This is a genomic window from Cellulosimicrobium sp. NPDC057127, from assembly GCF_042670945.1.
GTDB lineage: Bacteria > Actinomycetota > Actinomycetes > Actinomycetales > Cellulomonadaceae > Cellulosimicrobium.
Genome location: NZ_JBHUUP010000017.1, coordinates 13,302 through 28,995 on the forward strand (window position 1 = coordinate 13,302; position 15,694 = coordinate 28,995).

The following is a 15,694-nucleotide window of genomic DNA, read 5'->3' on the forward strand; positions in this document are numbered from 1 at the left end:
ACCCCGCGCCGGACCGGGTGCCCGCCGGGCGCGGGGGGAGGGGGGGCGCGGTGCCGGAGGAGGCGCACGCCGTCGTCGCGGCCGGGGCGGCGGGGGGGGGGCGCGGGGGCCGGGCGTCGAGGACGTCCGGACGAGGGCCGGGAGGCCGTGGCTACTTCGTCGAGAACGCGGCGTCGAACGCCGCGTCCGGGGCGTCGAAGGCGTACTTCTTGACGAACTCGAGCGCCTCGGGGGCGCCGACGAGGCGGTCCATCCCCGCGTCCTCCCACTCGACGGAGATCGGGCCGTCGTAGCCGATGGTGTTGAGCATGCGGAACGCGTCCTCCCACGGCACGTCCCCGTGGCCGGTGGAGATGAAGTCCCAGCCGCGGCGCGGGTCGGCCCAGGCGAGGTGCGAGCCCATCCGCCCGTTGCGCCCGTTGTGCATCCGCTTCTTCGTGTCCTTGCAGTCCACGTGGTAGATGCGGTCCTTGAAGTCCCACAGGAAGCTCACCGGGTCGAGGTCCTGCCACACCATGTGGCTCGGGTCCCAGTTCAGGCCGAACGCCTCGCGGTGCCCGATGGCCTCGAGCGTACGCACCGTCGTCCAGTAGTCGTACGCGATCTCGCTCGGGTGCACCTCGTGCGCGAACCGCACCCCGACCTCGTCGAACACGTCGAGGATCGGGTTCCAGCGGTCGGCGAAGTCCTGGTAGCCGGCGTCGATGGCCTCCTGGGACACGGGCGGGAACATCGCGACGTACTTCCAGATCGCGGACCCGGTGAAGCCCACGACCGTCTTCACGCCGAGCTTCGCGGCCAGGCGCGCGGTGTGCTTCATCTCCTCGGCCGCGCGCTGGCGCACGCCCTCGGGGTCGCCGTCGCCCCACACCACGTCGGGCAGGATGTCGCGGTGGCGCTGGTCGATCGGGTCGTCGCAGACCGCCTGGCCCTTGAGGTGGTTGGAGATCGCGTAGACCTTCAGGTCGTACTTCGCGAGGAGGTCGAGCTTGCCCTGGACGTACGCCTCGTCGTCCCAGCGCCACGGGTCCAGGTGGTCGCCCCAGCAGGCGATCTCGAGCCCGTCGTAGCCCCAGCCCGACGCCAGCCGGGCCACCTCCTCGAAGGGCAGGTCGGCCCACTGCCCGGTGAAGAGGGTGATCGGTCGTGCCATGGTCGGTCTCCTTCGTCGATCTCGGTTCTCCCCCGGGGTCGCCGGGCGGACGTGCTGGTGCAGGAACGGTCGGGAACAGGTCGGGAACGGCTCACCGGGCCGCGGTGCCGGCGGAGGTGCGGGAGCGGCGCCGTGCGAGCACGGCGGCCAGGGCCGCGGCGGCGGCGAGCACGACGGCGAGGACGACCCACAGCAGGGTCGAGGAGCCGTCGTCGGAGCCGCCGTCGGCGGTGGCCGCCCCGCCGTCGGCCGCGCCCGCCGTGGCTCCGGCGTCCGTGCCGGCACCGGCTTCCGCGTCGTCGGCGGAGTCGCCGGCGTCGGCGGCAGGAGGCTCCGGCAACGGGGCGACGTCGACCTCGGCGGTCGCCGTGGCCTCGACGGGCGCCGTCATCGTCGCGGTGAGGGTCCAGTGACCCTCCGTGAGGAGGCCGGGTTCGGAGACGTACCAGCCGACGCCCTCGGACGCCGACCGCAGGGAGACCGGTCCGACGTTCTCCCCCGTGTCGGACACCGCGGTCACGGTCACGTCCGCGGACTCCTCGACCGGGTGCCCGTCGTTGCTGTACGTGAGGTTCGCCGTGATGCCGCCGGCACCGTCGGTCCCCACGGAGATGATGACGGGTCCGCCGTGCGCGGACGCCGGGGTGGCGAGGCCGAGCAGCGCCAGCGCTGCGGCGAGCGCGGCCGCGACGAGGCCGCGGGTCGTCCGCGCGCCGTGGCGCGCTCCACCCGCGGCTCGTCCCGCACGCGGGTCCGGCGTCTCGGGTCGGGTCATGTGCTGCTCACCTCGTCGTGTCGGAGGAAGTCGGGGTCGTCGGGCGGGGAGCCGTGCAGCTCCCCGGGGGTGTGCCCCGGCGTCCGGCCGGAGCGCCGGTACCGGGCGCCGGGGCCGGGCGACCTCGCGGTCGCCCGTGGTGCTCGTCGAGCGGACTCAGGACGGGCGGCCCGGCCGAGGGCCGTCCGTCCGTCGCCGACCGCACGTCGAGCGCCCTGCCCGGCGGGCCGGTGCGTCACCGGCCCGCCGGGGGTCTGTCAGGCGCAGCTCTGCGCGGCGTGGTCCACCGTCTCGGAGAACGTCCTCCCCTCGGCGTCGGTCGCGGTCACCGTCACGGAGCCCGCCTCCACGGCGCCCGCACGCGTCGCGAACGCCTGGTAGGCCGAGGAGCCCGGGGCGACGTCCGCGAAGGACTTCTCCCCGTAGGCCGTCTCCAGGGTGACGGCGAGCGGGACCTCGTCGTCGTTGGACGCCCGGACGGCGAGGTAGACCTTGCCGCCCATGCAGCGCGGCTGCACGGTGACCGTCACCGCGGGAGCCTCGACCTCGTCCTCGACCACCCGGAAGCGGTCGAACGACGCCGGGGCCCCGGTGTCGGCGGACGCCCCCAGCGCGAACAGGCCCACGGGCGCGTCCGCGGCGGCCGCGTTCGTCACGGCCTCGTCGAACGTCGTCCAGGACTCGCCGTCGGCGCTGTAGGCACCGGTGAACGTGTCACCCGAGCGGGTCAGGCGCAGGTGCCAGACGTCGCCCTCGAGGTTGCCCGTCTGCGGCTGCGGGTTCTGCACGACCCCGCCGACCTCGCTGCGCAGCTCGATCCGCGTCGCCCGGGCCTGGCCGGCCTGGTTGTCGACCACGAAGTCGAGCTTCACGTAGTCGTCGTCGCCGCCGTAGACGATCAGACCGCCCTGCTGGTACTGGCGGTCGAACGCCGAGCCGTCGACGACGGTCTCGACCGTCCACTCCTCGGCCGGCTGGTCCTGCAGCACGATGTTCGGCACCGGGCGGTTGTCCGTCCCGTAGATGTCCGTCGGGGTCGTGTCGATCTGCAGGGAGCCGTCCGTCACGCGGTACCCGGTCGGGTCCTCGTTGACGACCGACCAGCGGCACGTGTCGAGCGCGTCGCCGTCGAACTCGTCGTCGGGCCCGGGGGCCGGCGCCGTGTCGTCGGGCGTGATGTGGAACCAGTCGAACTGCGCGTCGAGCACGGGCGAGGTGGTGCCGTTGCCCTTGAGCGACACGAGACCGATCTGCGCGTTCTCCAGGTCGGCGATCGACTTGGTCTGCGGCATCGTCGTGAAGTCGGTGCCGTCGGCCGAGTACGCCGCCTGGAGGCTCTCGCCGTCGCTGACGAACCGCACGTACACGGTGTCGGGGTAGTCGGCCCCGAGCGCCGCGCTGTTCGACTCGCCGACCTCGTTCGGCTGGGCGTTCTCCTCCCGGATGAACTGGAAGATGCGCGTCGCCGGGTCTGCCGCGGCGGACCGGCCCTGGATCACCATCTTCGCGTAGTTGTCCTGGTCCTCCCAGATGAGCAGACCTGCCTGCTGGTACTGCTGGCGCGCCGGCAGCGTCAGCTTGGCCGTGGCCGTGAACGGCCCGTCCGGCAGGTCCTGGAGCACCAGGTTCGGCACCGCCGTGTTGTTCGTGCCGTAGAAGTCGGTCGCCGTGGTGGGCAGCACCACGTGACCGTCCGTGACCGCGAGGTTCTGGTCACGGTTCAGCACCGTCCAGCGGTCCTCGTCGAGCTCGGACCCGAGGAAGTCGTCGGAACGGCCCGCGAAGCACAGCCCCGGCTCCGTCGTCGGCTCCTCCACCGTCACCGTCGTGTACTCGACCGAGTACGCGCCGCGCTCGTCCGTGGCCCGCACCTGGAGCCGGTACTCGCCCGGCTCGTCGTACGTGACCTCGAACGTGTCGCCGCCGTCGACGAACCCGTCGCCGAGACCGGCGTCCCACGCGAACGTGATGGCGTCGTCCTCCGGGTCGGTCGCGGCGACCGACGCCGTGACCGTCAGGGGCGCGGTGCCCTCGAGCGGCGTCACGTCGAACGAGTCGATGGACGGACGCACGTTGTCGGTCACGCCGCGCCCCTCGATCTCCATCCAGTTGACGTTGGAGCCGCCCTCGGTCTGGACGAGGTACAGCGTGCCGGTGCCCGACGGGACGTCGGCCAGCTCGACCCGCACGTCCGTGTACTCCTGCCAGTCCCCCGTCACCGGCACGGTCGCGCTGCCGATCTCCGGCCCCTCGGGGTCGTCCCAGCGGAGCGAGATCGTCGCGCCGGCGCTCGCCGACGCCGCGCGCAGCGTGATCGCCTCGACGTTCACGAGCGAGATCGGCTCGTGCGCCCACCAGTCGCCCGGCTCGATGTAGCCGATGTTCAGCCCGCCGCCGGCGGAGTCGCCGGTGGTCTCGGTCTGCACGCCCGGGTCGCCGCCGCTGGTCGACCCCTCGAGGCGACCGGTCGACGTGAAGAACTCCGACTGGAGCAGCTTCGGCTGGAGGACCTGCAGGTCGTTGCCCGTCAGCGGGACGCCCGCGGCGCCGCCGTCGTCGGTGTACATCGCCTCGACCACCCAGAAGATGTTCGACTCGATGCCGTGCCCCTCGTCGCGGGCCGTCTGCATGACGCCCTCGCAGCCCGTGAGCTCCTCCATGGGGTGCGCGTGCGAGTCGTGCCCGAGCGACGTGAACAGCGTGACGTTCTCGCACGTCACCTCACCGTCGGGGTCCTCCACGGCGATCTCGTAGCGGACCTGGTCGCCCCACTCGAAGAAGCCGCCGTTGTCCGGGAAGGTGATGGACACCGTCGGCGCCTCGTTGCCCACGACGACCGAGACGTTCGCGACGCCCGTCGCGCCGCTCTCGTCGGTCGCGACGAGCTGGGCCGTGTAGCTGCCGTTCTCCGTGTACGTGTGCACGGGGTTCGCCTCGGTCGACGGCTCCGAGCCGTCGCCGAAGGTCCACTGCAGCGTGATCGGGTCGCCGGCCGGGTGGCGCGTGCCCTCGGACGAGAACTGCACCGTCAGCGGTGCGGCCCCGCTCGTCACGTCCGCGCTCGCGCGGGCGATCGGGGCGGCGTCGCCCTTGACGTAGTTGACCTTGTAGACGCCGCTCGTGTCGTTGTTGCCGCCGAAGCCAGCGCCCCAGTCGATGACGTACAGCGCGCCGTCGGGACCGAAGTCGAAGTCCATCGGGCGGTCGAACCCGGAGCTCGGGTCGAAGATCTCGGGCAGGACGCGGTTGATGTCGACGAGGTCGTCGCGCTGCTCGCCCGCGAGCTGGAACGAGTACATGCGGCCCTGGTTCCACTCGCCGAACAGGGCCTTGCCGTCCCAGTACTCGGGCCACTTGACGTCGGAGTCGAGCTCGGCGTCGTACTCGTACACGGGGCCGCCCATGGGCGCCCCGCCGCCGCCGATCTCCGGGAAGTCGGGATTACCGCCGCCGGTGTACCAGACCTCGGCCTCGACGGCCGGAGGCAGCTGCTCGATCCCGTCGTTGTTGGGCGAGTCGTTGACGACGCCGCCGGCGCAGTCGAACTCCTCGCCGGACTGCCCGGTCGCGAAGTCGTAGTCGACGTACGCGTTGTTCGAGCCGGTGCAGTACGGCCACCCGTAGAACCCGGGCTCGCTCACGACGTTCCACTCGACCGCGCCGCGCGGGCCGCGGGCCGGGTTCGCCGACCCGGCGTCGGGACCGTAGTCGGCGACGAGGACGTTGTCGTTCGCCGGGTCCACGCCGATGCGGAACGGGTTGCGGAAGCCCATCGCGAAGATCTCGGGCTGCGTCTGCGCCGTCCCGGGCTCGAACATGTTCCCCTCGGGGATCGTGTACGTGCCGTCGTCCTCGGGGTGGATGCGCAGCACCTTGCCGCGCAGGTCGCTCGAGTCGGCCGACGTGCCCTGGGCGTCGAAGTTCTGCCGCCCCGCGCGCTCGTCGATCGGCGCGTAGCCGCCCGACTCGAACGGGTTGGTGTTGTCACCCGTCACGACGTAGAGGTTGCCCTCGGAGTCGAACACCATGTCACCGCCCGCGTGGCAGCACGTGTCGCGCTGCGTGGGGATGACGAGCACCTTCTCCTCGGAGTCGAGCGAGATCGTCTTCGCCGCGGCGTCGTAGTCGAAGCGCGAGACGCGGTTGTGCGGCCCGTCCTCCCCGACGTCCTCGGGCGACCAGAACAGGTACACCCAGCCGTTGTCGGCGAAGTCCGGGTCGAGCACGACGCCCGTCAGCCCGTCCTCGTTCGCCTGCGTCACCGACAGCGTCGCCGCCGTCGTCGTCTGGTTGGTCGCCGGGTCGATGACCCGCACGCGGCCGTCGCGCTCGACGTAGAAGACCGTCCCGTCCGGGGCGACGTCGAGCATCATCGGGTTCGCGGTGTTCTCGTCGAGCGGGACCATCTCGTAGCTGTCGGACTGCGTGGCGCTGCAGTCCGAGGCGACGACGCCGGCGGCGGTCTGGATGCCGCCCAGCAGGTGCTGGAGGAACTCGGGCTCCGCGAACGACTCGTTCGTGTGCCCGCCGCCGGTGTACCAGGACCGGCCGCCGTCGTAGACCTGGCACCACGCGATCGGGTGCTCGGCACCCATCGCGCCCGAGCCCGCCGTGTACGTCGTCTCGTCGAGGCTCGCGAGGACGTGCACGTCGTCGCGCGGGTTCGTCCGGAAGTTGTACCACTCGTCGTAACGGTCCCAGCGCGCGGGGAGGTGCGCGGTGGACTCGTGGACGTGGTCCTCGACCTTGACGGTCGCGTCCTGGTTCTGCGGGTGGCTGTTGAAGTAGGCGCCGACCAGCTCGCCGTACCAGGGCCAGTCGTACTCGGTGTCGGACGCCGCGTGGACGCCCGCGTACCCGCCGCCGGCCTGGACGTACCGCTCGAACGCGGCCTGCTGGTCGTCGTCCAGCACGTCACCGGTCGTGGAGAGCCACACGACGGCCTCGTACTGGGCGAGGTTGTCGTCGGTGAAGGCGCCGGCGTCCTCCGTGGCGGTCACGGAGAAGCCGTTGTCAGCGCCGAGCTGCTGGATCGCCGCGATGCCCGCGGGGATGGATCCGTGGCGGAAGCCGGCCGTCTTGCTGAAGACGAGCACGTCGAACGGCTCGGTCTCCGCGGCCGCCGCCACGGGTGCCGCGGCGAGCGCGTCACCGGGGGCGGCCGTGGCCGACGCCGCGGTGGCCATGGTCAGGGGTAGAGCGACTGCTGTCGCGGCGAGCGCCGCGACCGCGCGCCTCGTCGCGCGCGATCCTCCTAGCACGTTTCTCACAAGGTCTCCTCGTCGAGATCAGGAACTGTGCTGCGCTCCGCGGGACGGGCGTCGTCGGCCCTCCTGCCGTCCCGGACGTGGCGGATGATCCGTGCTCCGCCGGGCACGCCGCCCGTGGCCGGGCGTCCAGGGCCTCCTTCCGGGTCGACTGTCGGACGTCGTCCTCTCGCGACGTCGGGAGAGGACGCCCGGGGCGGGGCCGTGGCCCCGCCCCGGAGGTCTGCTACGGCGTCACCCAGCCACCGGACGCCGCGCTGCGCTCGACGGCGTCCAGCACGCGCTGCACGGCCAGCCCGTCGGCGAACGTCGGCGAGGGGTGCGTCCCGGACGCGATGCCCTCGACCAGGTCGACGACCTGGTGGGTGAACGCGTGCTCGTACCCGAGCCCGTGCCCCGCCGGCCACCAGTGCGCCACGTAGGCGTGCTGCGGCTCGGTCACGACGATCCGGCGGAAGCCCGCCGTCGCCGGGTCCTCCGCCGCGTCGAAGAAGTGCAGGACGTTCATGTCCTCGAAGTCGAAGGCCAGCGAGCCCTCCGACCCGTTGATCTCGATCCGGATCGCGTTCTTGCGCCCGTACGCGAAGCGCGTCGCCTCGAAGGAGCCGATGCCGCCGCCCGAGAGGCGAGCCAGGAACAGGGCGGCGTCGTCGACCGTCACCGGCCCGCGCTCCGTGCCACCGCTTCCGGACAGCCCGGCGAAGTCGGTCGCGACCGGGCGCTCCTTCACGAACGTCTCGAGCAGACCGCTCACGCCCGTGATCCGCTCGCCGGTGATGAACTGGGCGAGGTCGATGACGTGCGCACCGATGTCCCCGAGGGCACCGCTGCCCGCCTTCGACTTGTCGAGCCGCCACGACAGCGGGGCGTCCTCGTCGGCGATCCAGTCCTGGAGGTACTGCGCCCGCACGTGGCGGACCGTGCCGATGCGCCCGTCCGCGACGAGCTGGCGCGCGAGCTGGATCGCGGGCACGCGCCGGTAGGTGAACCCGACCATCGCGACCACGCCACGTGCCGCTGCGGACTCCGCAGCGGCGACCATCTTCTCCGCCTCGGCCACCGAGTTCGCGAGCGGCTTCTCGCACAGGACGTGCTTGCCGGCCTCGAGGGCGGCGATGGCGATCTCCGCGTGGGTGTCGCCGGGGGTGCACACGTCGACGAGGTCGACGTCGTCGCGCGCGACGAGCGCCTCCCAGCTCGTCTCGGTGGACTGCCACCCGAGCTTGTCGGCCGCCGCGGCGACCGACTCCGGGTTGCGGCCGCCGAGGACACGCATCTCGGGGTGGAGGGGAAGGTCGAAGAACCGGGGGGCAGTACGCCAGGCCTGCGAGTGCGCTGCCCCCATGAACGAGTACCCGACCATGCCGACGCCGAGCGAGGCGCCGTTCTTCTCTGCCATCTCGATCCTTCCGGTACGCGCGTCGACGGCCCCGTCCGGGCACGGTGGGCCGGCCCGAACGGGGCCGTCGACGCTACGTGGTTCGTGCTCGCGCGATCAGGACTCGAACGCCAGCGGCAGGTACTCCTCGACGTTGTCCGCCGTGACGACCGGGGCGAAGAGCTGGATCTGGCGCGGCACCGTGGAGGACGCGAGGTCGCTCATGCTCTTGTCCTGCGCGATGAGACGTGCGAGCTTGACGCCGTCCGCCGCCTGGGTGGACGGGTAGATGACGGTCGCCTGGACGACCGAGTCGCCCTCCTGGATCTCGCGCATCATGTTGGCCGAGCCGGCGCCACCGACGAGGAAGAACTCGTCGCGGCCCGCGCTCTCGATGGCGGCGAGGACGCCGACGCCCTGGTCGTCGTCGTGGTTCCAGATGGCGTCGATCTCCGGCGCGGCCTGGAGCAGGCTCGCCGCGGCCTCCTGGCCGCCCTGGACCGTGAAGTCCGCGGCGACGCGGTTGGAGACCTCGAGGCCGCAGTCGGACAGCGCGTCCGCGAAGCCCTGGCTGCGGTCCTGCGTCAGCGGCAGGGAGTCGATGCCCGCGATCTCCGCGACGACCGCGTCGGGCTGGTCGCCGAGCTGCTCGCAGATGTACGTGCCCGCGGACACGCCCATGCCGTAGTTGTCGCCGAGCACGGTGGTGCGGGCGGCGAACGGGCTCGAGAACTCGCGGTCGACGTTGATGACGGGGATGCCGGCCTCCATCGCCTGCGTGGCGACGTCGGTCAGCGCGGCGCCGTCGAACGGCAGCAGGACGATCGCGTCCACGCCGTCGTTGATGAAGCCCTGGATCTGGCTGATCTGGACCGCCACGTCGTTGGTGCCCTCGGCGACGCGGAGCTCGACGTCCTCGTAGTTCTCCGCCTCCTCCTCGGCCGCGGTCGTGATGGCGCCCATCCAGCCGTGGTCGGCGGCCGGCGCCGAGAACCCGATGACGACGTCGTCACCGGGGGCGTCGTTGTCGGACGCCGCCTGGTTGGTGCCGCCACCGCCGCCGTCACCGTTCTCCTCCTCCGCGGGGGTGTTCGAGGTGCACGCCGTGGCGAGCAGCGCAAGGGACGCGGCGGTGACGGTGGCGACCGTGAAACGACGGCGCAGGCTGGTGCGTGCGGACATGAGATCTCCTTCGATACTGGTCCCGCAGGTGCGGACTGGGGTGGAACGGTCGTGCGGTGGAGGCCGGTGCCCGATGCCCGAGCACCGGCCGTGGGGGGTGAGGTGCGCCTGGCGACGACCTCGGGAGGCCGCGCTAGCCGCGTCGCGCGAGGCGCTGCTGGAGCAGGACGGCGAGGATGATGATCGCGCCCTTGGCGATGGCCTGCACCGAGCTGTCGAGGTTGTTCTGGATGAAGAGGTTCGTCAGCGTCGCGAAGATCAGGACGCCGAGCACGGTGCCGACGATGGTCCCGCGGCCACCGGCGAGCAGCGTCCCGCCGACGACGACGGCGGCGATCGCGTCGAGCTCGAGGAGCGTGCCGTTGGTCGAGGAGCCCGCGGTCGTGAGCGCGAGGATCATGATCCCCCCGATCCCGGCGGTGAGCCCCGAGAGGCCGTACAGGTACATGGTGTGACGCTTGACGTTGATGCCCGCGAGGCGCGCCGCCTCGGGGTTTCCGCCGACCGCGACGGTGCGGCGGCCGAAGGTGGTGCGGTTCAGGAGGAACCACCCCACGACGGCGACGAGCAGGAAGATCCACACGATCTTGGGCAGGCCCAGGAAGTCGCCCTTGAACATGGCGTCGAACGAGTCCACGTCGACGATCTGCGTCCGGCGGTTGGCGATGAGCTCCGCCAGGCCCCGGGCCGAGACGAGCATGGCGAGCGTCGCGATGAACGCGACGACTTTTCCGTAGGCGACGAGCACACCGTTGATCAGGCCTGCCCCGAGCCCCACGGCGAGCGCGCAGAGGACCATGATCCACCAGCCGTACTGCCGGGCCATGTCCTGCGTGGCGAGCGTCGTCGCCCACACCGACGCGAGACCGAGCACCGAACCGACCGAGAGGTCGATGCCGCCACCGGTGATGACGAAGGTCATGCCGATGCTCACGACGCCGGTGATCGCGGCGAGCTGGAGGATGACCGTGAAGTTGTTGAAGCTCAGGAACCGCTCGCCCGCGGTGAGGTACCCCACCGCGAACAGGGCCAGGAGCGCCAGGACGAGGCCCCCGTTGCGGCCGAAGGACCCGGCCTTGAGCCTGCTCCGGCGTGACGAGGACGCCGAGACGTTGTCCTTGCCCCCCGCGTCGTGCGACTCGCCGGCCGGCGGCTGCTGCGCCGCATCCCCGACCGACACCTTCTGCTCGCTCACGCGACACTTCCTTCCATGACCATGTCGAGCACCTGGTGCTCGTCGATCGATGCGGCGGGTCCTTCGTGCACCACGCGGCCCTCGGAGATGACGAGGACACGGTCGGCCAGACCCAGGACTTCGGGGATCTCGCTCGAGACGACGACGACGGCGGCGCCCTCGTCGGCGAGGCGGCGGATGAGCGCGTAGATCTCGGCGCGCGCGCCGACGTCCACGCCGCGCGTCGGCTCGTCGAGCAGGAGCACCCGGCACCCGTGCACGAGCCAGCGCGCGAGCATCGCCTTCTGCTGGTTGCCCCCGGACAGCGTGCGGATCGCCCGCTCGACGCCCTTCGGGCGCAGGTCGAGGTAGCGCGCCTGCTCGTCGGCGGCCGACCGCTCGGCGCGCTCGTCGAGGAAACCGCCGCGCGCGAAGCGCGAGAACGTCGACAGGGTCACGTTGCGGTAGACCGGCTCGTCCAGGAGCAGCCCCTGGCTCTTGCGCTCCTCGGGCGCGAGGCCGATGCCGGCCCCCACCGCACCGGCGACGGAGCCCGCGCGCAGCCGGCGACCGTCGACGTGGACCTTGCCCGCGCTCGCCTTGCGTGCGCCGTAGATGGTCTCGAGGATCTCGGACCTCCCCGAGCCGACGAGTCCCGCGAGCCCGACGATCTCGCCCGCGCGCACGTGCAGGCTGACGTCCTCGAAGACGTCGCGCAGCGCGAGGCCCTCCACGTCGAGCACCACCGGCGCCTCGTCCGGCACGCCGTCCGTCTCGGGGAACACGTACTCGACGGTGCGGCCCGTCATGAGCGTGATGAGCTCGGCGGTCGGTGTCTCGGACACGGGGAGGTTCTGGGCGACCGTCTTGCCGTCCTTGAGCACCGTGATGCGGTCACCGATCTCGCGGATCTCCTCGAGGCGGTGCGAGATGTAGACGATGGCGACACCCGCGGCGGTCAGCTCCTTCACCACGCGGAAGAGGTTCGCGACCTCCTCGGAGTCCAGCACGGCGGACGGCTCGTCCATGATGATGACGCGCGCGTCGTGCGAGAGCGCCCGGGCCATCGACACGATCTGCTTGCCGGCCGCGGAGAGGTTGCCCACCTCCTGGCGCGGCGAGATCTCGGGGTGGCCCAGCCGGCGCAGGATGTCGCGCGTGTGCTTGATCGCCTCGCGACGCTGGGAGAAGCCCATCGTCGCGAGCTCGTGACCGAGGTACACGTTCTCGGCGACCGTGAGGCCGTCCACGACGTCGAGCTCCTGGTACATCGTCGCCACGCCGTGGCTGAGGGCAGCGACGGGGTTGGCGATGGTGATGGGCTCGCCGTCGAGGAGGATGCGCCCCTCGGTCGGCTGGTGGGCACCGGCGAGGACCTTGATGAGGGTCGACTTGCCGGCGCCGTTCTGGCCGAGGAGGCAGTGGACCTCACCGGGCAGGATCTCGAGGTCGACCCCGTCGAGCGCACGTGCGCCGGGGAAGACCTTGACGATGCCCTGCATGTGCAGGAGCGGCTGGGGAGGGTCTGCGTTGACCATGTCCGTGAACCTAGGGGACCTTTTGACGGACGTCAAGCAGAAGATGTGCAGCGCCCGCACTGTTATGCGTTCGTGATCACCAAAAGTCTTTCGCCCGGTATGTGCGACGGGAGGACCGCGGTCGCGGAGAGCGACGGTCGGCGAACGAGGAACGGGGATGACGGGTGCGGGACGCGCAGTGCACCAGCGAGCTGCGTGGGCGGCGAGCACCCGGACGGGAGGTCGGCAGGCCTCCGAGCTGTCGGCGACGGCGGTGTCGCCTTGTCGGGCGAGCGTAGTGGTACCTTTTGTCGATCGTCAAGCAAAAGACGACGTTGTCACCCTGCTGAGCGGACGATCGACGAGAGGCTTCGTGATTCACTGTGCCCATGGAGGAGCTCCTGAAGTTCGCACCGCGGCCGACCGGTGCGGGCGACATGTTCCAGCTGCTCAGGGACGGGCAGCCCCGCACCCGCGCGGACCTCGCCGCGATCACGGGCCAGGCGCGGTCGACCATCGCCGCGCGCATCGATCTCCTCATGGCGTCCGGCCTCATCGCCCCTGCCGGTGAGGCCAGCTCCACGGGCGGACGGCCGCCGGTCACCTTCGCCTTCAACCCGGGTGCACGCATCGTGCTCGCGGTCGACCTCGGCGCCACGCACGCCCGTCTCGCGGTCACCGACCTCGGCTCGAACATCCTCGCCGAGACCGACGCCGCCATCGCCATCGCCGACGGGCCCGACGTCGTGCTGTCCTGGGTCGCGCAGACGGGCGAGAAGCTCGTGGCGACGGCGGGACGCAGCATGGACGACCTCGTGAGCGTGGGCGTCGGGCTGCCCGGTCCGGTCGAGCACTCCACGGGTCGTCCCATCAACCCGCCGATCATGCCGACCTGGGACGACGTCGACGTGCCGGGCATCCTCGCCAAGCGTTTCGGCGCCGCCGTCCTCGTGGACAACGACGTCAACATCATGGCTCTGGGCGAGCACCGGACCACCTGGCCCACGGTGACCGACATGCTCTTCGTCAAGGTCGCGACCGGCATCGGCTCCGGGATCATCGCGGACGGCGAGCTGCGCCGCGGCGCGCAGGGCGCCGCCGGCGACATCGGCCACGTCGCGGTGCCGAGCGCCGCCGACGTGCCGTGCCGCTGCGGGAACGTCGGGTGCCTCGAGGCCGTCGCGAGCGGCCAGGCCGTCGCCCACGCGCTCTGCCAGGCCGGGCTCGACGCCACCTCCAGCACCGACGTCGTCAGCCTGGTGCGCTCCGGCGACCTCTCCGCGAGCCAGGCCGTGCGTCAAGCCGGGCGCGACATCGGCTCGGTGCTCGCCGCGTGCGTCAGCCTCCTCAACCCGTCGCTCATCGTCATCGGCGGCGTCGTCGCGGAGGCCGGCGAGCACCTCATCGCGGGCATCCGAGAGATCGTCTACCAGCGCTCGCTGCCGCTCGCGACGCAGCACCTGCGCATCGTGACGTCCCAGGCCAGGGGCCGGGCCGCGGTCCTGGGTGCCAGCGCCATGGCGGTCGATCACGTACTCTCTCCCGCAGCGATCGACGCCCTCATCTCCTGAGGCGGCGCCTCACGGGCCGCCACGGCGGCGCGGGCGGCAACGGTGTGACGACGCACGAGGAGGACGCATGACCGAGCGGGGCCGTCGGGCGCTCGTGGTCCGGGGCGGCTGGGCAGGGCACGCCCCCGAGGAGGCCGCGGAGCTGTTCGTCCCGTTCCTGACCGAGTCGGGATTCGACGTGACCCTCGAGGGATCGCTCGAGGCGTACGCCGACGCCGACTTCATGGCGGAGATCGACCTCGTCGTCCAGTGCTGGACGATGGGCGAGATCCTGCCCGACGAGATGCGCGGCCTGCGCACGGCCGTCGCGAACGGCACCGGGCTCGCCGGGTGGCACGGCGGGGTCGTGGACTCCTTCCGCCTCGCGACCGACTACCTCCAGCTCGTGGGCGGCCAGTTCGCCGCGCACCCCCACGACCTCGTGGACCACACGATCGAGGTGGTGGCCGAGCGCGCGGACCACGAGATCGTCGCCGGCGTCGGGACGATCGCGCTCCACTCGGAGCAGTACTGGGTGCTCACCGACTCGTTGAACGACGTGCTCGCGACGACGACGATCCGCTCGCGCGAGGGCGACCCCTGGCACGAGCCGGTGGTCTCCCCCGCCGTCTGGACGCGGCGCTGGGGTGCCGGCCGGGTCTTCGTGAGCACGGTGGGTCACCAGCTCGCCGACCTCGAGATCCCCGCGGTCCGCACCGTCGTCGAGCGCGGGCTCCTCTGGGCCGCCCGCTGAGGGACGCCCCTACACTCGGCCCGTGAGCTTCCGCGGCCTCCTCGCCTACCCGATCACCCCGCTGACCCCCGACGGCGCGCCGGACCTCGGCGCGCTCGCGACGCTCGTGCGGTCGGCCGGGGCGGCGGGCGTCGACGCCGTCACGGTGCTCGCGACGTCGGGGGCGGGCGTGACGTTCGCGCCGGAGGAGCGGGACGCCGTCGTCCGAGCAGCCGTCGAGGCCGCCGCGACCTCGCCGACCGGCCCGATGCCCGTGAACGTCGCGGTGAGCTCCGTCTCCACGGAGGCCGTCGTGCGCGCAGCGCGCGCCGCGCGCGGAGCCGGGGCGGCGGGGCTCGTCCTCGCGCCCTTCTCGTACCTTCCCCTGGACGACGCCGAGGTCGTCGCCCTGTTCGCGGCCGTCGCGGACGCCGTCGATCTGCCGGTGTGCTTCTACAACAAGCCGCTGCAGACCGGCTACGACGTCTCGCCCGACGTGCTCGCCCGGCTCGCCGAGGCGACGCGGGTCACCGCCGTGAAGGACCCCGCCTCGCTGCCCGCCCGTCCGGACGGCCGCGCCGAGGAACTCCGCGCGGCGCTGCACGGGCTGAGCGTCGACGTCGGGCTGAGCGGCGACGTCGCGCTCCTCGACGGCGCCCCGGCCGCCGACGCCTGGCACAGCGGGCTCGCCGCGCTCGCTCCCGAGGAGTATGTCACCGTCCGCCGCGAACGGTCCACGGGCGCGCGCACCCGAGGCGGCGAGCAGGCACGCCGCTGGTTGCTCGACGTCGCCCGCGAGCTCGCCGCCGCGCGTCCCGTGAGCGGCCTCCATGCGCTGGCGACCTCGCTGGGCACGCCCACCGCTCCCCCGCGCGGCCCGTCGCTCCCCGCGACGCCGGACGTCGCCGCGAGCATGCGGGCACTGGTCGCCCGGCGTCCCGTCGGCGCGCCGGCGACCTGACCCG

General features: G+C 72.1%; 10 protein-coding genes. 3 read left to right on the forward strand and 7 right to left on the reverse strand.

Features of this window, described 5'->3' with window-relative positions:
• Positions 1-151: 151 nt before the first annotated feature.
• The 7 genes from ACFTZA_RS15110 to ACFTZA_RS15140 form a co-directional block, all read right to left on the reverse strand.
• Entirely contained in the window at positions 152-1,153 is a 1,002-nt protein-coding gene (locus ACFTZA_RS15110; protein WP_378196568.1) for a sugar phosphate isomerase/epimerase family protein, read from the reverse strand.
• 91 nt (positions 1,154-1,244) lie between these two features.
• On the reverse strand, positions 1,245-1,928 hold the full coding sequence (locus ACFTZA_RS15115; RefSeq protein ID WP_378196571.1) for a hypothetical protein: 684 nt from the start codon (positions 1,926-1,928) through the stop codon (positions 1,245-1,247).
• A 257-nt stretch (positions 1,929-2,185) separates the two neighbouring features.
• Positions 2,186-7,114, reverse strand: coding sequence for a ThuA domain-containing protein (locus ACFTZA_RS15120; protein ID WP_378196574.1), 4,929 nt, complete (start codon positions 7,112-7,114; stop codon positions 2,186-2,188).
• Positions 7,115-7,421: 307 nt separating this feature from the next.
• The gene (locus ACFTZA_RS15125; protein ID WP_378196577.1) at positions 7,422-8,594 is read right to left on the reverse strand and encodes a Gfo/Idh/MocA family protein; all 1,173 of its coding nucleotides are present in this window, start codon (positions 8,592-8,594) and stop codon (positions 7,422-7,424) included.
• A gap of 96 nt (positions 8,595-8,690) precedes the next feature.
• The gene (locus tag ACFTZA_RS15130; protein ID WP_378196580.1) at positions 8,691-9,755 is read right to left on the reverse strand and encodes a substrate-binding domain-containing protein; all 1,065 of its coding nucleotides are present in this window, start codon (positions 9,753-9,755) and stop codon (positions 8,691-8,693) included.
• A gap of 133 nt (positions 9,756-9,888) precedes the next feature.
• Positions 9,889-10,950, reverse strand: coding sequence for an ABC transporter permease (locus tag ACFTZA_RS15135; protein WP_378196583.1), 1,062 nt, complete (start codon positions 10,948-10,950; stop codon positions 9,889-9,891).
• Entirely contained in the window at positions 10,947-12,467 is a 1,521-nt protein-coding gene (locus ACFTZA_RS15140) for a sugar ABC transporter ATP-binding protein (protein WP_378196586.1), read from the reverse strand. The genes ACFTZA_RS15135 and ACFTZA_RS15140 overlap by 4 nt, the downstream gene beginning before the upstream one ends.
• A 368-nt stretch (positions 12,468-12,835) precedes the next feature.
• Between ACFTZA_RS15140 and ACFTZA_RS15145 the strand changes: the two genes are divergently transcribed.
• From ACFTZA_RS15145 to ACFTZA_RS15155, 3 genes are all read left to right on the forward strand, one after another.
• Positions 12,836-14,017: an ROK family protein gene (locus ACFTZA_RS15145; RefSeq protein WP_378196589.1), complete on the forward strand. Its 1,182-nt coding sequence runs from the start codon at positions 12,836-12,838 to the stop codon at positions 14,015-14,017.
• Positions 14,018-14,084: 67 nt separating this feature from the next.
• The gene (locus ACFTZA_RS15150; protein ID WP_378196592.1) at positions 14,085-14,750 is read left to right on the forward strand and encodes a ThuA domain-containing protein; all 666 of its coding nucleotides are present in this window, start codon (positions 14,085-14,087) and stop codon (positions 14,748-14,750) included.
• A 22-nt stretch (positions 14,751-14,772) separates the two neighbouring features.
• Positions 14,773-15,690: a dihydrodipicolinate synthase family protein gene (locus tag ACFTZA_RS15155; protein WP_378196595.1), complete on the forward strand. Its 918-nt coding sequence runs from the start codon at positions 14,773-14,775 to the stop codon at positions 15,688-15,690.
• Positions 15,691-15,694 lie beyond the last annotated feature (4 nt).